Raw genomic sequence first — 22,602 nt, 5'->3', positions numbered from 1 at the left:
CCGCTCCTTCGATTGCCATGGCAAAGGCCATGTTCCAGATCTCGGGAGCGAGCCTAGGTGGAGCGGCCCGTGAAAAGCTTGTCCGCGGGCGTACAAAAAATTGGATGGAGAGGGCCTGCGATTTGGGCAAGCGGCTGCCCAAAAACTGTACGTGCGCGAGGGACCCGGGTGGAACGCTATTCCGAATTCGGATGAACCAAATGATACTGTTTAGGTCAGGATCTGGCGCGATCCGAGAATCATCTGATGAAGTTTTCTGGCAGAGATATGACGCCTGCCGCCGGAGTTGCGACGCCGGGCTGAGCATCTATGGCCGAGATCCACAGCACTCCACAGCCTGTCCGCAGCATATCCACAGGGCGACTATGCCGGATTCGCCTGCCCGCGCGAGCCACTTGCTGCGCACAAACCCACAGACCCGCCATGTCAGCCGCCGGCCTGATCGAACAGGCTCCGGCAAGCCTCGCTCAGGCTTGACCGGTTACGGCGCAGGCACGCCGTGATGGCGCGGACGTTGGGGATTTCGCCGGCACAGAGCCGGTAGACGTCGGGGGTGCAGGCCCGGCGTTGTTCCGGCGTTCCCTGCTGTGCATTGGCGGCGGAGGCAAACAGCGTCAGGAACAACCCGACCGTGGAGGCCCGACGCGCCCGGCTCTTCACACCCGCAAACCGCAAGAACCTCGCCTTCATGACCGTCTCCGTTCCGCCTGCCCGCCCTGACGTGAAGGGGTAGGAGAAAGAAACCGCGGGGGATGTGATCTCTTTCACACCGCCGGTCAGCCCGACGCCCGTAGATTCTCGCGGGGATTTTCACAAATCGCTAACCAAACGGGACCCGATCGCCGGATCGTTAAAATGCGAACGATCGGCTCAATCCGGTAACAAACCGGCTTTGCGACATTGCGCCATCCGCGTTCTGCGAGGGTGTGATGAGCGAAGCCGAATTCAACTTGCTGCTGGATGCTGTCCGGGGCGCCATGCTCAACGAAGATGTCGCACCCGTGCCGGAGGAGGAATTCGTGCCCCGCTCGTGGAGCTTCGACGCGACGCCCAAGGCCGCCAACGACAATGAGGGCGCCTGGCCCCTGCTGCCGTTTCCGGACGGCTGGTACGCGACCTGCTGAGGCGACTTTCAAGGTGAACCCAAAGCGCCCGCCTCGTGGGCGTTTTACGTCTTGACCCGGTCCTCGCCGTTCTGCGGCAACCGGTCGGGTGCGGCCGGCGGAAAGATACTGTCGTAGATCGCGCGGGCCTCTCGAATGAGGCGAGCCCGCTCCAGCTCGGATTTCGGGACGAATTGGACGATTTCGCTCACGTGCTTTCCAGCTCCAGGGATTCGTGACGCATCACTTCGCAGATGCGAAGTCTATGCCACCCGCCTGAATCGGGGGGTTCCGCCAAGCCCCCGGGCAAACCCGGTGTGGGCGGGCCGGCAGGCCTCGTTCAGGGGCCCTGCGGAACCTGTAACAGGAAAGAATTTGTGCTGGAAATTCAGAAGCTTGTGATGGAGGCCACGACCAGAATTGAACTGGTGTACACGGTTTTGCAGACCGTTGCGTAACCACTCCGCCACGTGGCCCCTTGGCCGTTCTGATAGACATTTCCATAGCTTGTCGCAAGTGCAACGGTTGCGGAAGCAGAAGGAGTTCTGTCACTCGTGACGTCCGTTCGTGTTCCGTGCCTGCTCTACTGAACTAGCCGTCGAGATTTTCAGTCATGATGTCCAAGGCCTGCCTCAGCGTGCAGTTCCCCGAGGCAGCTTACGCACGTGGCCCCGTAAGGGCGGACCAACATAGGGGGTCAAGGGCTTAGGCAACCCCGACCGGTCGCTTACGCCTTCGCTCCGTCGAGATAACGGCCGAGAATCTCATCGGTCGCACCGGCAGCGATGATCCGCCCCTCCTCCAGCAGGATCGCACGATTGCAGGTGCTCTTGACGAGCTCGATGTCATGCGAGGCCAGCACCAGGATGCCGGCACGGGCGACGATCTCGTCGAGCCGCTGCCGCGCCTTCTTGCGGAATTGCTGGTCGCCGACGCCGATCCATTCGTCGAGCAGCACGATCTCGCCCTCCAGGGCGGTTGCGACCGCAAAGATCAGGCGCAGCATCATCCCGCTGGAATAGGTGCGCAGCGGCAGGTCGAGCCGGTCGCCCAGCTCGGTGAATTCGGCGATCTCCGCGCGCCGCGCGTCGATCTCGGAACGCCGCGCGCCGATCACGAGGCCGCGCCGCATGATGTTCTCGTAGCCGGTGGCTTCCTCGTCGAAGCCGGCCGACAGGTCGAACAGCGACAGGCAGCGGCCGCGCACATCCACGCTGCCTGCGGTCGGGTGGTAGATGCCGGCGAGAACCCGCAGCAGCGTGGTCTTGCCGGCGCCATTGGCACCGATGACGGCGAGCCGGTCGCCGGCGCGGATGTCAAGGCTGACGCCGCTCAGCGCCGAGACGACGTGCGGGACCGCTGCCGTCCGCCGCAGCGTCACGGCACTGACCAAGCGGCTCCGCAAGGAGCGGTCGCGGAACGACAGCACCGGAAACGTCACCGAGACGTCGCGCAGGACGATGTGGGCCGCAAAGCTCATGCGCGCCTCACAGCCAGTACGCCACGCGGTGGCGATATCTTGCGTAGCAGCCAAGGCCGATGACGGCCACCACGACCGCATAGGCGATCCCGAGCAGCCATTGCTCCGGATCGGTCGGCTGCGATAGCAGCGGCCGACGCACCAGATCGAGCAGCGTCGCGAACGGATTGGCGCGGATCAGCCAGGAAAACGCGGTGCCGCGCACACTGTCCTCGGTCCAGATGATCGGGGTCAGGAAGAACACGAATTGCAGGCCGCTGACGATCGCCGAGCCGATGTCGCGGAAGCGCGCGCAGAGCACGCCGAGCGCGACCGAGCCGCCGAGCAGAACGACGAACAGGATCGCGAAGCCGGGCACCGCAAGCAGCATGCTTCCATGCAGCGGCCATGGCATCACGACGTAGAGCAGCACCACGATCACCAGATGATGCGCGAAGATGAGGACGTTGCGCGCGATCATCTGGAGCACGTGCACGATCAGCGGTGCAGGCACCGCCTTGATCAGATGGCCGGAGGCGACGAAGATGTTGGAGCCCTCCTGCAGCGTCGTCGCGATCAGGGTCCAGAGGATCAGGCCGACGGCGAAGGGCGGCAGGAAGCCGACGATGTCCTGCCTGAACAGCGCCGCATAGACGGTGCCGACGCTGGCGATCGTCGCAGCCAACGTCAGCGTGATCCAGAGCGGGCCGATCACGGTGCGCCGGTAGCGCAGCGAAATGTCCATCAGGGCGAGCGTGCCCCAACGGTCGAATTGTGCGCCCTGTGCGAGGATTTCCTTCGCTGCGGCCTGAATTCGACGTCCCATTCCGCTCCCGGCTCTCCGATGCCGCGACAGGATAGCAGGCTTATCGGCGGACCGTCTCTATCCGCACGCCTGCCTTGCGGCAATCACCCGTACGGATGAGGCTGGCCAGGGGTCAGGCGCGTTTGACGCGCCGCACGCCGCGCCGGCGGTCCTTGACCACCGGTTTCGGCGCCAATTCCGGCATCTCGGCCTGAACCTCGCGGTAGCGCGTCAACAGCCGTTCAAAACTGGCATTCAGCGTCTCCGCGATGTCCGGACGCCTCTCCAGGCCGGCCAGGATCGTCGCGGCGGCCTCGATCGTCGAGAGCCCGTCCTTGCGCGGCTCCTTGCGCAGGCGTCCGTAGCGGGAGGGGTGCGCCGGGTTGAGGATGACGCGCTGGCATTTCAGCATCCAGGGATTGCGCCACCACAGGGCCTTGGCCTGGCTCCAGGTGCCGTCGAGCAGCACCACGCCTTCGAGCTTGCCGAGGATCGAGCGCTGGTTGTCCGCGACCTCGCCCTTGCGGTTAAGCGCCAAAATCTCGCCCTCGGCTTCGAGATCGGCGGCGCGTGCCGAGCCGAGATAGAGCACCGCCCAGTGCGAGGCGTTCTCGACCGGCCGGCCCAGCGCCTTGGACAGGCTCGGCCAGGACAGGCCGACCCGCACGGTGGCATCGGCAAAGTGCTTCGCGAGCAGCCGCGCGGTGCCGAGCGCCCTGTCCTGCTCCTGCGGATGCTGGAGGATCAGGAGCGAGAGCCGGTTTTCGATCGGCGTGACGCTGTCGCAGATGCACAGCGGCATCGGCTTCTGGCAGTGCGGGCACTCGGGGATCGGCTCGGCTGGTGCGGCGGCTGTGGGGTTCGACATGGCCGCCGCTATACGCTTTGCCCGGCGGTTGAACAACCCGCCTATTCGGCCGGCGCGGCCAGAGGGCGCGGCTCGGATCGCCGCCGCAGGCGGTCGATCAACAGGTAGATCACCGGCGTGGTGTAGAGCGTCAGGATCTGCGAGACGAACAGGCCGCCGATGATGGTGATGCCGAGCGGCCGGCGCAGCTCCGTGCCGGGGCCGGTCGCAATGACCAGCGGGATGCCGGCGAACAAGGCGGCCATGGTCGTCATCAGGATCGGGCGGAAACGCGCCTGGCAGGCCTCGAAGATCGCCTCGGCCGAGGATAAGCCGCGCTGGCGCTCGGCATCGAGCGCGAAGTCCACCATCATGATGCCGTTCTTCTTGACGATGCCGATCAGGAGGATGATGCCGACGAAGGCGATCACCGTCAGCGGCGTATTGGTGAGCATCAAGGCCAGCAGCGCGCCGAGCCCGGCCGAAGGCAACGTCGAGATGATCGTCAGTGGATGGGCGAGGCTCTCATAGAGCACGCCGAGCACGATATACATCGCGACCAGCGCGCCGAGGATCAGCAGCGGCTGGCGGCCGCTGGTCTTGGCGAAATCGCCGGCATTGCCGTCGAAACTGCCGCGGATGCCCTCCGGCATGTGCAGCTCCTCGACCGCGCGCTGGACGTTCTGGGTGGCGGTCTGGAGCGGCACGTCCGGCAACAGGTTGAACGACACCGTGGTCGATGGGAACGACTGCGAATGATAGACCGCGAGCGCGGCGAGCCCGCGCGTCGCACGCACCACGGCTGAGAGTGGCACCTGGACGTCGCCCGCGCCGGCGACATAGATGCGGTCGAGGTTGGACGGGTCGACCTGGAATTTCGGATCGATCTCCAGCACGGTCATGTACTGGTTGCGCTGGGTGTAGATGATCCCGATCTGCCGCTGCGCGAAGGCGTTGTTGAGCGCGTTGTCGATGTCCTGGACGCGGACGCCGAGCGCCGAGGCCTTCTGGCGGTCGATCGACAACGTCAGCTGAAGCCCGCCGGGGTCGCGATCGCTGGAAATGTCGGTGATGCCTTCGACGCTCTCCATCCGCTTGGCCACGATCGGCGCCCATTTCTGGAGCAGGCCGAGATCGGTGCTGGAGAGCGTGTACTGGTAGTCGGAATCGCTCTGCCGTCCGCCGGCGCGCACGTCCTGGGCGGCGAACATGAACAGGCGGATGCCGGGCACGGGGTATAGCGCACGCCTGAGCCGGTCGATCACGACCTGCGTCGAGACGTGGTCGCGCTCCTCCGGCGGCTTCAGGCTGATGAACATGGTGCCGCGGTTCGAGGTCGGAGCGCCCGGGCCCCCGCCGCTGCCGACCGTCGAGCCGATGCCGGCCACGGCCGGATCCTGCACCACGATGTCGGCGAGCCGCTGCTGGAGGCCGAGCATGGACTGGAACGAGATGTCGGCCGAGGCGCGCGTCGCGCCGATGACGAAGCCGGAATCGTCGGTCGGGAAATAGCCCTTGGGGACCTTGATGTAGAGCGTCACCGTGAGGCCGATGGTGGCGAAGAACACCAGCAGCGTCAGCAGCGGGTATTCCAGCACAGTGCGCAAGGTGCGGGCGTAGAAGGCGACGACGCGCGACAGCGAGCCTTCGATCAACCGGTCGAACAGCGTCGCGGTCCCCGACGTGGTCTGCCGGATGTAATGGGCGCAGATCATCGGCGTCACTGTCAGCGACACCAGCGTCGAGACCACGATCGCGAATGTCAGCGTCAGCGAGAATTCGCGCAGGAGGCGGCCGACGATGCCGTCCATGAAGATCAGCGGCGTGAAGGCCGCGATCAGCGACAGGCTGATCGAGACCACGGTGAAGCCGATCTGCCGGGCTCCTTCCAGCGCAGCCTGGAACGGCCGCATGCCCTGCTCGAGATTGCGGTACATGTTCTCGATCATGACGATGGCGTCGTCGACCACGAAGCCGACCGAGATCGCCAGCGCCATCAGCGAGAGATTGTCGATCGAGAAGCCCGCGACCCACATCCCGGCGCAGGTGCCCGCCAGCGCCAGCGGCACGGAGATGCCGGCGGCGATCGTAGGCGTCAGCCGCCGCAGGAACACGAACACCACGACCATCACGAGGACGGCGGTCGCGAGCAGCGTCCACTGCATGTCCAGCACGCTGGCGCGGATCGTGCTGGTGCGGTCGACCAGGGTGGATATATCGACGCCGGCCGGAATCCATTGCTTCAAATCCGGAATCAGCGCCTTCACCCTGTCGACGGTGTCGATGACGTTGGCATCGCCCTGCTTGGTGATCTGGATCAGAACTGCCGGCTGCTTGTTGAACCAGGCGATCGAGCGGGCGTTACGGACGGAGTCCTCGATCTCGGCGACGTCGGACAAGCGCACGAAATTGCCGTTCGAGCTCTTGATGACGATGTCGCGGAACTCTTTCGCCGTGCGCATCTGCTTGTTGAGCGCCAGGGTCTCGCTCTGCCGCTCGCCGTTGAAGATGCCGACGGGACCGAGCGGGTTGGCGTTGATGATCGCGGTCCTGACGTCGTCCGTCGCGATGCCGGCATTGGAGAGTGCGACGGGGTTGAGCTGCACGCGCACTGCCGGCTGATCCGCGCCGCTCACCGTCACGTCGCCGACCCCCGGCACCTGCGAGATGCGCTGCGCCAGAACCGTATCGGCGACGTCGTAGATCGCGCTGGCCGACAGCGTCTTCGAGGTCAGTGCCAGCACGAAGACGGGGGCGCCTGCCGAATTGGCCTTGCGGAAACGCGGCAACGTCGGCAGGTCGCTCGGCAGATCGACGAGGGATGCGTTGATCGCCGCCTGCACGTCGCGCGCAGCCTTGTCGATGTTGCGGCCGATGTCGAACTGGAGCTGGATGTTGGAGATGCCGAGCGACGACGTCGAGGTGATCTGGTTGATCCCCGATATCTCGCCGAGCCGCCGCTCCAGCGGCGAGGCCACCGTCGCCGCCATCACCGACGGATCCGCGCCCGGCCGGCTTGCCGAGACGAAGATCGCGGGGAAATCGACGTTCGGGACCGAGGCGACGGGAAGGAACTGGTAGGCGACGACACCCAGCAGGAACAACCCGATCGACAGCAGCGTGGTCGCGACCGGGCGGCGGATGAAGGGTTCCGAGATCGATGCCATCACTGCATCCCCTCGGTCGCGCCTGCGACCGGCGGGCCGCCGGATTCGGCCGGCGGCAGCGCCTGCTCGAGACGGCGGTTGATGCGGTCGAGCGCGAGGTAGATCACGGGCGTGGTGTAGAGCGTCAGCAACTGGCTCAGCAGCAGGCCGCCGATGATGGAGATGCCGAGCGGAAAGCGCAGCTCGGCGCCGGTGCCGCTTTCGATCGCGAGCGGCAGCGCGCCGAACAGCGCGGCCAGCGTCGTCATCATGATTGGGCGGAAACGCAACAGACAGGCCTGCACGATCGCCTCGTTGGGCGACATCCCCTGCCCGCGCTCGGCCTCCAGCGCGAAGTCGATCATCATGATCGCGTTCTTCTTGACGATGCCCATCAACAGGATGATGCCGATCAGACCGATGACCGAGAGGTCCTGACCGAACAGCACCAGCGCCAGGATCGCGCCGACGCCGGCCGAGGGCAGCGTCGAGAGGATGGTGATCGGGTGGATGTAGCTCTCATAGAGTACGCCGAGCACGATGTAGATCGTGATCACGGCGGCGAGCAGCAGCCAGGGCTGGCCCGCGAGCGCCTTGGCGAATTCGGCGGCATCGCCGGCATAGACGCCGACGATGCTGTTGGGCATCCCGATCCGGGTCTCGATCGTCTTCACCGCCTCGACCGCATCGCCGAGGGCTACGCCCGTTGCGAGGTTGAAGCTGAGCGAGATCGCCGGGAACTGAGCCTGGTGCGAGATCGCAAGCGGCGCGGTGGTGCGCGTCAGCGTCGCCACGGCGGAGAGCGGTACCTGCGCGTTGGGCGCACCGGCGGTCGCGCTCGCGGCGCCCGGCAGATAGAGTTTCGACAGGATCGAGGGATCGCGCTGGTACATCGGCAGCGCCTCCAGGACCACGCGGTACTGGTTGGCCTGGCCGTAGATCGTCGAGATCTGCCGCTGCGCGAAGGCGTCGTTGAGCGTATCGGTGATGCCCTGGAGGCTGACGCCGAGTTGGCCGGCGCGCGTGCGATCGACAGTGAGCTGTGCCCGCAGGCCGCCTTCCTGAGCTTCGGAAGAGACGTCCCGGAACAGCGGATCGCGCCGCATCTCGGCCACCAGCTTTCCGGCCCATTCCGACACCAGCATCGCATCGGTGCCGGTCAGGGTGTACTGGTATTGCGAACGGCTCGACTGGGTCGAGATCTGCACGTCCTGCACCGGCTGGAAATAGACGGTCATGCCGGGAATGCCCGCGACCCGCTGCTTCAGCCGGATGATGACCGCGCTGATATCGTCGCGGCGCTCGCCACGGGGTCTCAAGCTCATGACGAGGCGACCGACATTGGTGGTCGGATTGACCGAGCCCGCCCCGATCACGGAGACGACGCCGATCACGTCAGGGTCGGCCTTGATGGCATCGGCCGCCGCGGCCTGCCGCTTCTCCATCTCCGCGAACGAGACGTCGGGCCCGGCTTCCGTCACCGCGGTGATCGAGGCGGTGTCCTGAAGCGGCAAAAAGCCCTTCGGCGCGACGACGTAGAGAACCAGCGTCGCGACCAGCGTGGCGAAGGTCACGAGCAGCGTCGCGCGCTGGCGCTCCAGCACCCAGAGTAGCGTCCGGTGATAGAACTCGACGGTGCGATCGATGAAGCGGCTGATCGCGGCCAATCCCGGCACCGCCAATTCCTCGTGGGCGTGCTTGAGCAGCCGCGAGCACATCATCGGCGTCAGCGTCAGCGAGACCACGGCCGAGGTCACGACCGCGATGGTCAGCGTCAGCGCGAACTCGCGGAACATGCGCCCGACGAGGCCCGACATGAACAGCAGCGGGATGAACACCGCGATCAGCGACACCGTCAGCGAAATCACCGTAAAGCCGATCTCGCTGGCGCCCTTCAGCGAGGCCTCCATCGCGCTGTCGCCGTTCTCCATGTGGCGCACGATGTTCTCGATCATGACGATGGCGTCGTCGACGACGAAACCGGTGCCGATGGTGAGCGCCATCAGCGAAAGATTGTCGAGGCTGAAGCCGGCGAAATACATGATGCCGAAGCTGGTGATCAGCGACAGCGGCAGCGCGACGCCCGCGATCAGCGTCGCCCGCAGCGAACGCAGGAACAGCAGCACGACCAGCGTCACCAGCACGACGCTGAGGATCAGCGTGAACTGCACGTCCCGCACCGAGGCGCGGATGGTGACGGTACGGTCGGAGACGATGGTGAGGTTCACGCCGGCCGGAATGGCACGCTGAACTTTGGGGATTTCCGCCCGGATCTGGCTGACGACGTCGATGACGTTGGCGCCGGGCTGGCGCTGGATGTCGATGATGACGGCCGGCGTGCCCTGGTACCAGCCGCCGGTGCGGTCGTTCTCGAGGCCGTCCACGATCTGCGCGACGTCGCCGATCGTAACCGGCGAGCCGTTGCGATAGGCGATGATCACAGGCCTGTAGGCCTCGGCGGCTGCGATCTGGTCGTTGGCGGCGATGATGTAGGATTGCTGCGCACCGTCGAGCGAGCCCTTCGGCCCCGAGACATTGGCGCTGGCGATCGCGGTGCGCAGATCCTCCATGGCGATGCCATACGCAGCTAACCGTGCCAGATCCGCCTGGATGCGCACGGCCGGCTTCAGCCCGCCCAGCACCGAGACGCGCCCGACGCCGGAGATCTGGCTCAGCCGCTGCGCCAGAATCGTGTCGGCAATGTCGCTCATCGCCCGCAGCGAGATCGTGTCGGAGCGGAGTGCCAGCGTCATCACCGGCGCGTCGGCCGGGTTCACCTTGGCGTAGGTCGGCGGATAAGGCAGCGTCTTGGGCAGCACGCCGGCCGCCGCGTTGATCGCGGCCTGCACGTCCTGGGTGGCGCCGTCGATGTCGCGGTTGAGGTCGAATTGAAGCGATATCTGGCTGACGCCGAACGAGCTCGTCGAGTTCATCGCCGACAGCGACGGGATCTGGCCGAGCTGCCGTTCCAGCGGCGACGTGATCAGCGAGGCGATCACGTCGGGACTTGCGCCCGGAAGCTGCGTCGTCACCTGAACGGTGGGGAAATCGACCTGCGGCAGCGCCGAGACCGGCAACGCGAAATAGCCCAGCAGCCCGCCGATCAGCAGGGCGATGCCAAGCAGCGAGGTCGCGATCGGGCGGCGGATGAAGGGTTCGGAGACACCCATGGGATATGCCTGCCGCTCAGGCGGCTGTTGTCGGGATCATGGCTGCTTGGCTCCAGCTCCCGATGCCCCAGGATTTGATGGAGGCCCCGGTGCCGGCCCGGTCTGTCCCTTCTGGTCGCCCTCGCTGCTCTTGCGCTTGGCGCGGAACTCGCCGTCCTTGTCTTGTCCGTCCTTCTGGCCGTCTTTTGCGCCATCCTTCTTCTGACCATCCGGCCCGCGCGAGCGCTTGCGCGGCGCGAGATCGGCCGACGGGGTCTGGTCGTCGCGGCCGACGATCACCTTGGAGCCGTCTGACAAATTGGCAAAGCCCGTGGTGACGACCCGGTCGTTTGGCGACAGGCCGCTTGCGATCACCGCGTCATGCTCGTTCTGCTGTGTCACCGTCACCGGCTTGGCCGAGGCGACGTTGTCCTCGCCGATAACATAGCTGAAAGTGCCGATCGGTCCGCGCTGCACCGCCGATGTCGGCACCACCAGCGCCTGCGGCAAGGTCTCGACCTTGAGACGGACATTGACGAACTGGCCCGGCCAGAGCTGGTAATTGGCGTTGGGGAATTCGGCCTTGAGCCTGAGCGTGCCGGTGGTCTGGTCGACCTGGTTGTCGATGCCGGTGAGCTTGCCGGTGTCGATCACGGTGACGCCGTCGTTGCCGAACACATCGACCGCGAGCGCGCCCTTCGACGCAGCCGCGTTGACACGCATGATCTGCTGCTGCGGCAGGCTGAACCACACCGCGATCGGCTGCAATTGCGTGATCACCACGAGGCCGGTCGTGTCGGAGGCGTGGATGATGTTGCCCTGGTCGACCTGGCGCAAGCCGGCCCGGCCCGAGAGCGGGGCCACGATCTTGGTGTAGCTCAGCGTCGCCGCCGCATTGTCGATCGCGGCCTGGTCGGCCTTGACCAGCGCCTCGGTCTGCGCGACCAGCGCACGCTGGGTGTCCGCCTGCTGCTTGGAGCCGGCATTGGAGGCCGCGAGTTGCTCGTAGCGCGTCAGATCGATGCGCTGGTTGGCGAGCTGCGCCTCGTCCTGTGCCTTCTTGGCGACGGCCTGGTCATAGGCGGCCTGGTAGATCGCCGGATCGATCTCGCCGACCACGTCGCCCTTCTTGACGTCCTGGCCTTCAGTGAATTTCACGGCGATCAGCTTGCCGTCGACCTGCGAGCGCACGGTCACGGTGTTGAGCGCGCGGATCGCGCCGACGCCGTCGAGATAGACCGGCACGTCCTGGATGCGCGGGGTCGCGGCCAACACCGGCACCGGCAGATCGGGCCGCTGGTTGCGGCCGTTGGCCTGCTGCTGCTGATGCAGCGCAATCCAGCCGACATAGCCGAGACCGCCGAGGATCGCGAGCGTGATCAAGGTCATCACGAAGCCGCGGCCGCGCGATTTCCTCGCCGCCCCTCCTTTCGCGCCTTCCTTCGTATCCGGCTTAAAGAGCATTGACCGGTTTCTCCATGCGCGGCTCCCAGCCGCCGCCGAGCGCCTGATACAGGCTGACGACGGCAAGAAGCCGTGCGAGTTGGGCCTGCGACAGCGCGTCTTCCGCCTGGAACAGGGTCAGTTGGGTGTTGAGCACAGTCACGATATCGGCGGTACCCGCGCGCAATTGCTGCTCGGAGAGATCGAAGGCGCGCCGCGAGGCGGCCAGGACATCACGCTGCAATTGCAGCTTGATCGTGGTCTGCTTGATCGAGAACAGCGCATTGTCGACATCGGCGAACGACTGGATGATGGTCTTGCGGTAGGTCTGAAGCAATTCGTCCTGCCGCGCCTTGGCGAACTCGAAATTGCCCAAAATCCTGCCGCCGTCGAAGATCGGCTGCGTCGCACTGCCGACGAGCTGGAAGAACGCCGCATGCGGCTGGAACAGCGACACCAGCGCCGAGCTCTGATAGCCACCATTGCCGGTCAGCTGGATGGTCGGAAAGAACTGCGCGCGGGCATTGCCGATGTTGGCGGTCGCCGAGGCGAGCTGCGCTTCCTGGCGGCGAATGTCCGGCCGCTGCGTCAGGATCTCCGACGGCAGGCCGGGCGTCACCTTGGGGATCGCAATGCTGTTCAGGGAGCCGCCGAGCACGCGTACGCTCTCCGGCGGGCGCGAGACCAGCACGGCGAGCGCATTGACGTTCTGGTCGAGGGTCTGGCGCAGCGGCGGCACCAGCGCCTTCTGGTTGGCGAGCACGCTCTCCTGCTGCGCAACATCGAGATCGGTGCCAGTGCCGGCCTTGCGGCGCTCGCGGATCGCATCGAGGATGCGCTGGGCGCTGGCGATGTTGCGCTGGGCGGTGCGCAGCCGATCCTGCGAGGCCAGTACCTGGAAATACGCATTGGCGACGCCGGCCAGCGTCGTCAGCGCGACGACGTCGCGATCGAAGCGGTTGGCGTTCGCGGTCTCTTCCGCCGTTTGCAGCGCATCGCGGTTCTGGCCCCAGAAGTCGAGCTGGTAGCTCGCGCTGAGCGACGCCGAATAGTTGACGACCTCGCGGCCGCCATTGGTCAGGCCTGACGAGCTCGAGCCCGAAGTGCGCGAATAGGTCTCCGAGCCGCTGCCCGACAGGCTTGGCAGCAGCGCCGCGCCCGCCTGCCGCGCCTGGGCGTCGGCCTGGACGATGCGCGCCACCGCGGCGGCGATGTCGAGATTGACGGTGTGCGCCTCCTCCATCAGCTGCGTCAGCTCGGCCGAGCGGAAGCCGCGCCACCAGTCCAGCGTCGGTGGCGCATCAGAAATGGCGGCAGACTTAGCCGCAGACTTAGCGGCGTATTTGTACTGCGCGGGAACGTCGAGCGCGGGATCAGGCAGATCCTGCGTCAGCACGCAGGCGCCTGAACTTGCAGCAAGGCTCAGCACCGCGATCCAGTGCGCCGCGCGCAGTGTCCGGGACATAGGGCCAGGAAACCGCCGCATGGCGACCGCAGGACCGTACTGTGTCACATTCACCCCCCGCCGGGCAGATCAAGCCGGCACCGCCGAGCGGGATTAACCGATTCGCGGCGGGACGGCCGGAGGCCATTGTGTAACTCGTTCACAGTCCTGATGCTTTCTGCGGAAACCTGACGTCCATACTAGCGGGGTGCGGAACAGCGGGACAGTCCCGCACCTGCGAAAGGCGGTCCCGAATGCGTCGATGTCGAGGTCGCATGAATCCAAAATGTACTTGTCTTGCAAGGCTTTCTTGTATTTCGACGCCGCCGCTGGCCGCGTTCAAGCTTACCAAGATTTCATGTGATATCGCAGCGGCGCCGTCGCCGGGACCACCGGCCCGGCAGGCGACCCACTGAAACCTGCGCCGCAGCGCACGCAACTTGCCCGACCGTGGCGGGCGCGATGCCGCCGGCAGGCCCCACGCCGGGCGCATCTTGGCGGCCGGCGCAACGCTGACCTATATAGATTCGATGCTGACCGTTTGCGGGGCGCGCTCGGGTGCAGCGATATGAGGCGTATGGGCGCGCCTGGCTTGCGGCAGGACAGTATCCGTTCAGGTGATGGATCCACCGATGTCGCACACCATCTCGGTGACGTCAGACACCATCGACATAGTGCTCGCCGATCTGCCGCGCGTCGTTCGCCTTGCGCTCAGCTTCGGATCGCGGCTGCGGCGCGGAACGCTCGATGTCACGCTGCCCGACGGACGCGTGATCCGCCTCGGCGGCCCGGAGCCAGGCCCGAATGCGGCGATGCGGCTGCACAATTACGGCTTCGCCTCGCGCCTGATCAACGCCGGCGATATCGGCATCGCGGAAGCCTATCTCGCCGGCGACTGGGATACGCCGGACCTGACGCAATTCCTCTACCTGTTTTGCGTCAATCACGATTTGATCCAGGCCATGCTGCACGACAAGCCGCTCATGCGGTTCGTGCAGATGGTGCAGCACTGGTTCAACCGCAATACCCGCCACCAGGCGCGGCGCAACATCCAGGCCCATTACGACATCGGCAACGCGTTCTATTCAGCCTGGCTCGATCCCGGCATGACCTATTCCTCGGCGCTGTTCGAGGAGAGCATCTCCGATCTGGCGGCAGCCCAAACCAACAAATACCGCCGGCTCGCCGAGGCGCTCGACCTGAAGCCGGACCAGACGCTGCTCGAGATCGGCTGCGGCTGGGGCGGCTTCGCCGAGTTCGCCGCAAAGACCTTTGGCACGCGCGTGGTCGGCCTCACGATCTCGGTCGAGCAGCGCGATTTCGCGCAGAAGCGCATTCACGAGGCGGGCCTTGGCGACAAGGTCGAGATCCGCCTTCAGGACTATCGCGACGAGCGCGACCGTTACGACCGCATCGCCTCGATCGAGATGATCGAAGCCGTCGGCGAGCAGTTCTGGCCGAAATATTTCGCCCAGCTGCGTGACCGGCTGCTGCCGGGCGGGCTTGCCGGCATCCAGGCAATCACCATCCAGGACCGGCTGTTCCAGGGCTACCGGCGCGAGGTGGACTTCATCCAGCGTTACGTCTTCCCGGGCGGTATGCTGCCCTCGCCCGCCGTGCTCAAGTCGCTCGGCGACAGGTTCGGCGTGCCCGTTATCCGCGAGCGCATCTTCGGGCAAGATTATGCCAAGACGCTGGCCACCTGGCGGAATAATTTCCGCGCCGCCTGGCCGGGCCTCGTGCCGCTCGGCTTCGACGACCGGTTCCGGCGACTGTGGGAGTATTATCTGTCCTATTGCGAGGCTGGATTCCTGTCCGGGAATATCGACGTCCGGCAGGTCATCTTCGCAAAGCAGCAATAAGAGTTTGCAGGGGCGGCCCTGCAAGGGGTCGCTTGTAAGCCCCGCGACCCTACTTTAGGGTCGCGCCCACCTTGTGAACCAGCCGGTAATTGCCTGACATGACCATCAAATACGACGTTGTCGAAGCCATCGGCAACACCCCGCTCATCAAGCTCAAGCGCGCCTCCGAACTGACCGGCTGCACCATTCTTGGCAAGGCCGAGTTCATGAATCCGGGCCAATCGGTCAAGGACCGCGCCGGCAAATGGATGATTCTGGAGGCTGAGAAGCGCGGCGAGCTCAAGCCGGGCGGTCTTGTGGTCGAAGCGACCGCCGGCAATACCGGCATCGGTCTTGCGGTCGTGGCGAGCGCCCGCGGCTATCGCACACTGATCGTGATCCCGGAGACGCAGAGCCAGGAGAAGAAGGATTTTCTGAAGCTGTGCGGCGCCGAGCTGATCGAGGTGCCGGCCCTGCCCTATGCCAATCCCAACAATTACCAGCATGTGGGACGGCGCCTTGCCGACGAGTTGCGCAAGACCGAGTCCAACGGCGTGCTGTTCGCCGATCAGTGGAACAACCTGGACAACGCCAAGGCGCATTACGAGTCGACCGGCCCCGAGATCTGGGAGCAGACCGGCGGCAAGGTTGACGGCTTCGTCTGCTCGGTCGGCAGCGGCGGCACGCTCGTCGGCACCAGCCGCTATCTGAAAGAGAAGAACAAGACCATTCGCATCGCCTGCGCCGATCCGCACGGCGCCGGAATGTTCGAATATTTCCGGACCGGCGACGCCAAGGCGACGCCCGGCGGCTCGATCACGGAAGGCATCGGCCTCAACCGCGCGACCGCGATCGTCGAGAGCGCGAAGGTGGATGACGCCTATCTCATTCCCGATGCGGAAGCCGTTACGGTCATCTACGAGCTGCTCCAGCACGAAGGGCTGTGCCTCGGCGGCTCGACCGGCATCAACATCGCGGGCGCGATGCGCCTGGCAAAGCAGCTTGGCCCCGGCAAGACGATCGTCACAGTGCTCTGCGATTCCGGCAGCCGCTATCAGTCAAAGCTGTTCAACGCGGATTTCATGCGCGCCAAGAACCTGCCCGTGCCGGAGTGGCTGGAGAAGCGCAGCAACATCAAGCCGCCGTTCGTCTAGCCGTGGCGGTCGTCGCCCGGCCAGAACAATCGAACGGCGCCGGGTGGGCAAAGCGTAGCGTGCCCACCATCGCTTGAGGTCAGCGCGAGATCAACGCAAGATCTGGCTCAAAAACAGCTTTGTGCGCGCGTGCTGGGGAGCGGCGAAGAACTCGTTCGGCGTGTTGGCCTCGATGATCTGGCCGGCGTCCATGAACACTACGCGGTTGGCGACCTCGCGGGCAAAGCCCATCTCATGGGTCACGACCAGCATGGTCATGCCCTCCTCGGCGAGATCGACCATGGTGTCGAGGACTTCCTTGACCATTTCGGGGTCGAGCGCCGAGGTCGGCTCGTCGAACAACATGACCTTCGGGTTCATCGTCAGCGCGCGTGCAATCGCGACGCGCTGCTGCTGGCCGCCGGACATCTGGCCGGGAAACTTGTTGGCCTGATGCGGGATCTTGACCCGCTCCAGGAATTTCATCGCGGTCGCCTCGGCATCCCGCTTGGGGATGTTGCGGACCCAGATCGGCGCCAGCGTGCAATTGTCCAGCACGGTCAGATGCGGGAACAGATTGAAGCTCTGGAACACCATGCCGACCTCGCGCCGGACCGCATCGACATGCTTGAGGTTCGGCCCGAGCTCAATGCCGTCGACGACGATCTCGCCCTCCTGGAATTCCTCGAGTGCGTTGATGCAGCGGATCAGCGTCGACTTGCCGGAGCCCGACGGGCCGCAGATCACGATGCGCTCGCCCTTGCGGACCTCGAGGTCGATGTCGCGCAGCACGTGAAACTCGCCGTACCATTTGTTGAGGCCGGAAATCTTGACGATGGGGTCGGACATGGAGACCTCGATCAGTTGCGGCGGTGAGCGTTGAGGCGGTGCTCGACGAACAGCGAGTAGCGCGACATTCCAAAGCAAAAGAGGAAGTAGATGATCCCGGCGAAGGCAAAGCCGGTGAATGCGGTCGACGGCGTCGACCATTTCGGATCCGAGAACGATGCCCGGAGCGAACCCAGGAGGTCGAACAGCGCCACGATCGACACCAGCGAGGTGTCCTTGAACAGCGAGATGAAGCTGTTGACGAGGTTCGGAATGACGTGGCGCAGCGCCTGCGGCAGCACGATCAGCGAGGTCGTCTTCCACCAGGAGAGCCCGAGAGCAGCGGCCGCCTCGCCCTGCCCGCGCGGGATCGCGGCAAGGCCGCCGCGAACGTTCTCGGCTTGGTAGGCCCCCGTGAACAGCGAGATGCCGATCAGCGCGCGTACGAGGCCGTCGACCGTGAAATTGCCCGGCAGGAACAGCGGCAGCATGTAGGTGGCGAAGAACAGCACGGTGATCAGCGGCACGCCGCGCCAGAACTCAATGAATGCGATCGAGAAGATCCGGATCAGCGGAATGGTGGAGCGGCGGCCGAGTGCCAGCGCAATGCCGATCGGCAGCGAGGTGACGATGCCGGTCACGGAGACCACCAGCGTGACCAGAAGCCCGCCCCACAAATTCGTCTGCACGATCGGCAGCCCGCCGCGATCAAGGCCCATCAGCTTGATCACGATCGCGATGGCGACGAAGGTGGCAATGCTCGATGCCAGCGCACGCCAGCCGGTGCGCAGACCGCCGCCGAGGAAGAATGCGATCAAGGACACGAAGACGGCCGTGACAGCGAAATCGGCCCAGACCGACTGGCCCGAGCCCTGGATATGATCGCGCAGCCAGGTCAACGGAAAGATCAGCCATTGGATCGCCGTGCCGATCAGCACGACGAGGCTGCCGACAACCCACAGCAGCGGCGCGATCGCCGAGCCTTTGCTGAGATTGAGCAGGGCCTGCCCGGCCCCGATGATGCTGTCGTCGAACAATTGCAGCAGATCAGCCGTCCAGCTCAGGCCAAATCCCTTGATGCCGCCGCCATGCAGCAGGAAGAACGCGACCACCGGAAAGGCGAAGAAGAACAGGCCGGCATTCAGCCCCTTCGCCGGCAGGCGCGGGATGAGCATCGGCAACAGCAACACCGCCGCCAGGATCAGCGAGAGATTGACCCGCCAGCGCTCGGCCTCGGGATAAAAGCCGTAGATCAATTGAGGCAGCTTGGCCTGGATGTAGGGCCAGCAGGCGCCGACGGCAAACCCCACGTTCTCGGTCAGGCATGCCGTGCGGTCCTTGCCGGTCCAGACCGCATCGACCAGCAGGAACTTGACGGAGGGTACGATGGTGAACCAGAGCAGCAACGCGCCCACGATCGTGAGCAGAATGTTGGTCGGCGAGTTGAACAGGCGCGTGCGCACGAGGCCGATGAAACCCGTTGTCTTCACCGGCGCGGGACGCTCGGTGAGCAGGTCCTGACGGACATAGGCGGGCGCGGTGATATCGCTCATGCGCCAAGGCTCCGGCTGACGCGCCAGCCGTAGACGCTCATGACCGCGCTGGTGAGCAGCGAGATCAGGAGATAGACGCCCATCGTCATGGCGATGATCTCGATCGCCTGCCCGGTCTGGCTGAGCGACGTGCCGGCGAAAACCGATACCAGATCGGGATAGCCGATCGCGACGGCAAGCGAGGAATTCTTGGTGAGGTTGAGGTACTGGTTGGTCAGTGGCGGCACGATCACGCGCATCGCCTGCGGCACGACGATCAGGCGGAGCGTGGCGCCGCGGCTGAGGCCCAGCGACGCCCCCGCCTCCATCTGCCCCTTGTGGACGGACAGGATGCCGGCGCGCACGATCTCGGCGATGAAGGCCGCGGTATAGGTCGACAGCGCCAAGGTCAGCGCGACGAATTCCGGGATGATGCGCGAGCCGCCGGCAAAGTTGAACCCCTTGAGCTGCGGCAGCTCGAAGGTGAAGGGCAAACCGAACACCAGCATGGTTGCGAACGGCAGGGCGAGCAGCAGGCCCAGCACGTAAGGCCAGATCCGAATGATCTGCCCGCGGTCAAAGAGCGCCCGCCGCGCATGGATGCGCAAGGCCAGCGAAACGACAATGCCGAGCGCCAGCACCGCCAAGAATGGTCCCAATCCGCGCTCGCCAATCGGGCTCGGAATGACGAGGCCGCGATTGCTGACGAAGGCCAGGCCGAACAGCGAAATGCTCTGCCGCGGGTTGGGCAGGGCCGCGAGCACCGCCAGGTACCAGAACAGGATCTGGAACAGCAGCGGCAAATTGCGGATGATCTCGACATAGAGTTCGCCGATGCGCGACAGCAGCCAGTTCGGCGACAGCCGGCACAGCGCGACGACGAAGCCGATCACGGTGGCGAAGACGATGCCGACCACCGAGACCACGAGCGTGTTCAGGAGCCCGACGACGAACACGCGCAGGAACGTGTCCGAGCCGGTGTACGAGATCAGGGTCTGGTTGACGTCGAAGCCGGCATTGTTCCGAAGGAAGCCGAAGCCGGCGGCGATGTGCTGGTTCTCGAGGTTGGCGCGGGTGTTGGAGACGATTTCATAGGCAATCCAGCCCAAGATCGCCGCGAAGGCAAACTGGACGGCGACGCCGTTCCAGCCGGTCTTGCCGCCCAGAATGCGCCTGATCTTCAGCGCAATCTGGGCCGGCGGTTTACGGGCCTCGGTGCTCATCGCCGCTGCCTGCGGATCAGGCGAGATCAGCGGATCGGCGGCGCGTACTGAAGACCGCCCTTGTTCCAGAGATTGTTGAGGCCGCGGTTGATGGCGAGCGGCGAGCCGGCGCCGACATTGCGGTCGAACATCTCGCCGTAATTGCCGACCGCCTTCGTAATCCGGATCACCCAGTCCTTGGTCAGGCCGAGCTGTTCACCGAAGTTGCCGTCGCTGCCGAGCACGCGCTTCAGCTCCGGATTCTCCGTCTTGGCCTTCTCGTCGACGTTCTTCGAGGTCACGCCGAGCTCTTCGGTGGTGATCAGTGCGAACAGCGTCCACTTCACGATGTCGAACCACTGGTCGTCACCATGACGCACCATCGGGCCGAGCGGCTCCTTCGAGATGATCTCGGGCAGCACCATGTGATCGTTGGGACTGGCCAGCTTGAGGCGGTTGGCGTACAGGCCCGACTGGTCGGTGGTGAAGACGTCGCAGCGGCCGGCTTCATAGGCCTTGAGGGTTTCGTCGTTGGTGCCGAACGCGATCACCTCGTACTTCATGTTGTTGGCCTTGAAGTAGTCGGCAAGATTCTGCTCGGTGGTGGTGCCCGTCTGTACGCAGACCGAGGCGCTGTTGAGCTCGAGCGCCGAATTCACCTTGAGCGACTTCTTCACCATGAAGCCCTGCCCGTCATAATAGGTGACGCCGGTGAAGTTGGCACCGAGCGAGGTGTCGCGCGAGATGGTCCAGGTGGTGTTGCGCGAGAGCACGTCGACTTCGCCGGATTGCAGCGCCGTGAAGCGGTCCTTGGCGGACAGAGGCACGAACTTGACCTTGGTCGGATCGTTGAAGATGGCGGCCGCGACGGCGCGGCAGACGTCGACGTCGAGCCCGGTCCAGTTGCCCTTGTCGTCCGGCGAGGAGAAGCCCGGCAGCCCCTGGCTGACGCCGCAGGACAGCGTGCCCCGGTCCTTGACGGTCTTGAGCGTTTGCGCGTCGGCGGCTTGGGCAGTCAGGCCGGCGGCGAGAGCGAGAGTGAGAGCCAGGGTTACGCGTTTCATGGGCTGAGGGCCTTTCAAGGTCGTCTCAAGGTCAGGAATGTTGTCTCAGGATCGTCTCTGCCAGGGCAAACCCTACCCGGGCTTGCCCTGCAAGAGTCGTGCTGGAAAACCTTGCCGAACACTCGCCGATCTCGGGAGGCCATACCTTAATCCCCCGCCGCAGGCGCTCGCACTTCCGGCGGTGGCGCAAGGTCCGGTCAGACGATGGATCGAAGGTCGCGGCAGCCCCTCAACATGCGGCGACTGAATAGCACCTGCGCATCTCAGAACGACTGGCGAGCCGGGTCAAGGGGTTGACGGGACTCTTCTGTGTTCTGTTATTAACAACAGCGGCCTTTCGGCCGGCCCGTCAGGCGCCAGGCGCCGAACGGAAACGCGGTTTTGAAAGCAGACGCATGGATTCCTCGCACCGCTCCGAGCAGCAGGCCGAGACCCGGCTGGTTACCTCCGGCCGCGACACCAAGGCGCAGAAGGGGTTCGTCAATCCGCCGGTGTTCCACGGCTCGACCGTGCTCTATCCCACCGCCGAGGACCTGCACGCCCATCGCGGCGAATTCACCTATGGCCGGCACGGCTCCCCCACCACCAAGGCGTTCCAGGAGACGCTGATGGCGCTGGAGGGGCCGCAATGCGCCGGCGTCGGCATCGTGCCGTCGGGGCTGTCGGCGATCTCGACCACGCTGCTCTCGGTGCTGAAGACCGGCGACCACATCCTCGTCTGCGATAACGTCTATCGGCCCTCGCGCAATTTCTGCAACGGCATGCTCGCCCGCCTCGGCATCGAGACAACCTATTTCGACCCGATGATCGGCGCCGGCATCGACAAGCTGTTCAAGCCGAACACCCGTGCCGTGCTGGTGGAGGCGCCGGGCTCGCAATCGTTCGAGATGCCCGACATCCGTGCCATCGCCGAGGTCGCCCACGCCCGCGGCGCGCTCGTCATCGACGACAACACCTGGGCGACGCCGCTCTATCATCGTTCGCTCGAGCAGGGCGTCGACATCAGCATGCAGGCCGCCACCAAATATATCGGCGGCCACTCCGACATCATGTTCGGCACGATCTCGGCCAACGCCAAGGCCTGGCCGCAGATTGCCGAAGGCATCCGCCTGCTCGGCGTCTGCGCCGGCCCCGACGACGTCTTCCTCGCGCTGCGCGGCCTGCGCACGCTGTCGGTGCGACTGGCACAGCATCATCGTTCCGGCCTCGACATGGCGCGCTGGCTCGCGGGCCGTCCCGAGGTCGCGCGCGTGCTGCATCCGGCGCTCGAAACCGATCCGGGGCACGCGATCTGGAAGCGCGACTTCACCGGCGCCTCCGGCCTGTTCAGCATCGTGCTGAAGCCGGCGCCGCAGAAGGCGGTCGATACCATGCTCAATACGCTAAAACTGTTCGGCATGGGCTTTTCCTGGGGCGGCTTCGAGAGCCTTGCGATTCCCTTCGATTGCGACGCCTATCGCACCGCGACCAAGTGGGAGCCGGGCGGCCCTACCCTGCGTCTGCACATCGGGCTGGAAAGCACCGATGACCTCAAGGCCGATCTCGATCGGGGCTTTGCTGCCCTCAAGGCGGCAATGTGAGCCTGCTCGCAAGGCATCGCGCCTGC

General features: G+C 65.1%; 16 protein-coding genes, 1 tRNA gene and 1 pseudogene. 4 read left to right on the top strand and 14 right to left on the bottom strand.

The annotated features are described in order from the left end of the window. Positions 1–426: 426 nt before the first annotated feature. Entirely contained in the window at positions 427–690 is a 264-nt protein-coding gene (locus tag QSV46_RS29155; RefSeq protein ID WP_314959677.1) for a hypothetical protein, read from the bottom strand. Positions 691–929: 239 nt separating this feature from the next. Here QSV46_RS29155 and QSV46_RS29150 point away from each other — a divergent pair, with 239 nt between their 5' ends. Then, complete coding sequence (locus tag QSV46_RS29150) at positions 930–1,124, top strand: hypothetical protein (RefSeq protein WP_314959676.1); 195 nt, start codon at positions 930–932, stop codon at positions 1,122–1,124. A gap of 44 nt (positions 1,125–1,168) precedes the next feature. Here the strand turns inward: QSV46_RS29150 and QSV46_RS29145 are convergent, their stop codons facing one another. The 9 genes and pseudogenes from QSV46_RS29145 to QSV46_RS29105 form a co-directional block, all read right to left on the bottom strand. After that, on the bottom strand, positions 1,169–1,315 hold the full coding sequence (locus QSV46_RS29145) for a hypothetical protein (RefSeq protein WP_314959673.1): 147 nt from the start codon (positions 1,313–1,315) through the stop codon (positions 1,169–1,171). 190 nt (positions 1,316–1,505) lie between these two features. Next, positions 1,506–1,579 (bottom strand) — tRNA-Cys (locus QSV46_RS29140). Positions 1,580–1,830: 251 nt separating this feature from the next. Continuing rightward, a pseudogene (locus QSV46_RS29135) lies at positions 1,831–2,433 on the bottom strand (ABC transporter ATP-binding protein); the annotation flags it as partial. A gap of 157 nt (positions 2,434–2,590) precedes the next feature. Continuing rightward, positions 2,591–3,307 carry an ABC transporter permease gene (locus QSV46_RS29130; protein WP_409997219.1) on the bottom strand — a complete coding sequence of 239 codons (717 nt, stop codon included), beginning with the start codon at positions 3,305–3,307 and terminating at the stop codon, positions 2,591–2,593. 193 nt (positions 3,308–3,500) lie between these two features. Further along, positions 3,501–4,235 carry a tRNA-uridine aminocarboxypropyltransferase gene (locus QSV46_RS29125; RefSeq protein ID WP_314959667.1) on the bottom strand — a complete coding sequence of 245 codons (735 nt, stop codon included), beginning with the start codon at positions 4,233–4,235 and terminating at the stop codon, positions 3,501–3,503. Positions 4,236–4,276: 41 nt separating this feature from the next. Next, on the bottom strand, positions 4,277–7,381 hold the full coding sequence (locus QSV46_RS29120; RefSeq protein ID WP_314959665.1) for an efflux RND transporter permease subunit: 3,105 nt from the start codon (positions 7,379–7,381) through the stop codon (positions 4,277–4,279). Beyond that, the gene (locus tag QSV46_RS29115; RefSeq protein WP_314959661.1) at positions 7,381–10,530 is read right to left on the bottom strand and encodes an efflux RND transporter permease subunit; all 3,150 of its coding nucleotides are present in this window, start codon (positions 10,528–10,530) and stop codon (positions 7,381–7,383) included. Before QSV46_RS29115 ends, QSV46_RS29120 begins: the two co-directional genes overlap by 1 nt. A gap of 36 nt (positions 10,531–10,566) precedes the next feature. Further along, positions 10,567–11,973: an efflux RND transporter periplasmic adaptor subunit gene (locus tag QSV46_RS29110; RefSeq protein ID WP_314959658.1), complete on the bottom strand. Its 1,407-nt coding sequence runs from the start codon at positions 11,971–11,973 to the stop codon at positions 10,567–10,569. After that, positions 11,963–13,417: an efflux transporter outer membrane subunit gene (locus QSV46_RS29105; RefSeq protein ID WP_314959656.1), complete on the bottom strand. Its 1,455-nt coding sequence runs from the start codon at positions 13,415–13,417 to the stop codon at positions 11,963–11,965. Before QSV46_RS29105 ends, QSV46_RS29110 begins: the two co-directional genes overlap by 11 nt. A gap of 611 nt (positions 13,418–14,028) precedes the next feature. On the opposite strand from QSV46_RS29105, the gene QSV46_RS29100 reads away from it, so the two are divergent. After that, positions 14,029–15,258: a cyclopropane-fatty-acyl-phospholipid synthase family protein gene (locus QSV46_RS29100; RefSeq protein ID WP_314959653.1), complete on the top strand. Its 1,230-nt coding sequence runs from the start codon at positions 14,029–14,031 to the stop codon at positions 15,256–15,258. A 98-nt stretch (positions 15,259–15,356) separates the two neighbouring features. Beyond that, positions 15,357–16,391 (top strand): cysteine synthase A, encoded by a 1,035-nt coding sequence (locus QSV46_RS29095; RefSeq protein WP_314959651.1) that lies wholly within the window; start codon positions 15,357–15,359, stop codon positions 16,389–16,391. Between the two features lie 90 nt (positions 16,392–16,481). Here QSV46_RS29095 and QSV46_RS29090 read toward each other — a convergent pair whose 3' ends face one another. The 4 genes from QSV46_RS29090 to QSV46_RS29075 are packed head-to-tail and all read right to left on the bottom strand — an operon-like array spanning position 16,482 to position 20,996. Next, the gene (locus QSV46_RS29090; RefSeq protein WP_314959649.1) at positions 16,482–17,219 is read right to left on the bottom strand and encodes an amino acid ABC transporter ATP-binding protein; all 738 of its coding nucleotides are present in this window, start codon (positions 17,217–17,219) and stop codon (positions 16,482–16,484) included. Positions 17,220–17,230: 11 nt separating this feature from the next. Continuing rightward, positions 17,231–18,751: an amino acid ABC transporter permease gene (locus QSV46_RS29085; protein WP_314959646.1), complete on the bottom strand. Its 1,521-nt coding sequence runs from the start codon at positions 18,749–18,751 to the stop codon at positions 17,231–17,233. Continuing rightward, entirely contained in the window at positions 18,748–19,953 is a 1,206-nt protein-coding gene (locus QSV46_RS29080) for an ABC transporter permease subunit (protein ID WP_314959644.1), read from the bottom strand. The genes QSV46_RS29085 and QSV46_RS29080 overlap by 4 nt, the downstream gene beginning before the upstream one ends. Before the next feature lie 26 nt (positions 19,954–19,979). Then, complete coding sequence (locus tag QSV46_RS29075) at positions 19,980–20,996, bottom strand: amino acid ABC transporter substrate-binding protein (RefSeq protein WP_314959641.1); 1,017 nt, start codon at positions 20,994–20,996, stop codon at positions 19,980–19,982. A 395-nt stretch (positions 20,997–21,391) separates the two neighbouring features. On the opposite strand from QSV46_RS29075, the gene metC reads away from it, so the two are divergent. After that, positions 21,392–22,576 (top strand): cystathionine beta-lyase, encoded by a 1,185-nt coding sequence (gene metC / locus QSV46_RS29070; protein ID WP_314959639.1) that lies wholly within the window; start codon positions 21,392–21,394, stop codon positions 22,574–22,576. The last annotated feature ends 26 nt before the right edge of the window (positions 22,577–22,602 follow it).

This window comes from Bradyrhizobium cosmicum (assembly GCF_032290525.1).
Taxonomy (GTDB): Bacteria; Pseudomonadota; Alphaproteobacteria; order Rhizobiales; family Xanthobacteraceae; genus Bradyrhizobium; species Bradyrhizobium cosmicum_A.
Note: the sequence above shows the minus strand (reverse complement) of the source record. Positions and strands in the feature narration are given on the sequence as shown.

Excerpts from the sequence above, each read along its gene's own strand:
- QSV46_RS29085 (WP_314959646.1), bottom strand. The coding sequence starts at position 18,751 with ATGAGCGATATCACCGCGCCCGCCTATGTCCGTCAGGACCTGCTCACC.
- QSV46_RS29095 (WP_314959651.1), top strand. The coding sequence starts at position 15,357 with ATGACCATCAAATACGACGTTGTCGAAGCCATCGGCAACACCCCGCTC.
- QSV46_RS29090 (WP_314959649.1), bottom strand. The coding sequence starts at position 17,219 with ATGTCCGACCCCATCGTCAAGATTTCCGGCCTCAACAAATGGTACGGC.
- QSV46_RS29130 (WP_409997219.1), bottom strand. The coding sequence starts at position 3,307 with ATGGACATTTCGCTGCGCTACCGGCGCACCGTGATCGGCCCGCTCTGG.
- QSV46_RS29150 (WP_314959676.1), top strand. The coding sequence starts at position 930 with ATGAGCGAAGCCGAATTCAACTTGCTGCTGGATGCTGTCCGGGGCGCC.
- metC (WP_314959639.1), top strand. The coding sequence starts at position 21,392 with ATGGATTCCTCGCACCGCTCCGAGCAGCAGGCCGAGACCCGGCTGGTT.
- QSV46_RS29100 (WP_314959653.1), top strand. The coding sequence starts at position 14,029 with ATGTCGCACACCATCTCGGTGACGTCAGACACCATCGACATAGTGCTC.
- QSV46_RS29105 (WP_314959656.1), bottom strand. The coding sequence starts at position 13,417 with ATGTCCCGGACACTGCGCGCGGCGCACTGGATCGCGGTGCTGAGCCTT.
- QSV46_RS29120 (WP_314959665.1), bottom strand. The coding sequence starts at position 7,381 with ATGGCATCGATCTCGGAACCCTTCATCCGCCGCCCGGTCGCGACCACG.
- QSV46_RS29155 (WP_314959677.1), bottom strand. The coding sequence starts at position 690 with ATGAAGGCGAGGTTCTTGCGGTTTGCGGGTGTGAAGAGCCGGGCGCGT.
- QSV46_RS29115 (WP_314959661.1), bottom strand. The coding sequence starts at position 10,530 with ATGGGTGTCTCCGAACCCTTCATCCGCCGCCCGATCGCGACCTCGCTG.
- QSV46_RS29110 (WP_314959658.1), bottom strand. The coding sequence starts at position 11,973 with ATGCTCTTTAAGCCGGATACGAAGGAAGGCGCGAAAGGAGGGGCGGCG.
- QSV46_RS29125 (WP_314959667.1), bottom strand. The coding sequence starts at position 4,235 with ATGTCGAACCCCACAGCCGCCGCACCAGCCGAGCCGATCCCCGAGTGC.
- QSV46_RS29080 (WP_314959644.1), bottom strand. The coding sequence starts at position 19,953 with ATGAGCACCGAGGCCCGTAAACCGCCGGCCCAGATTGCGCTGAAGATC.
- QSV46_RS29075 (WP_314959641.1), bottom strand. The coding sequence starts at position 20,996 with ATGAAACGCGTAACCCTGGCTCTCACTCTCGCTCTCGCCGCCGGCCTG.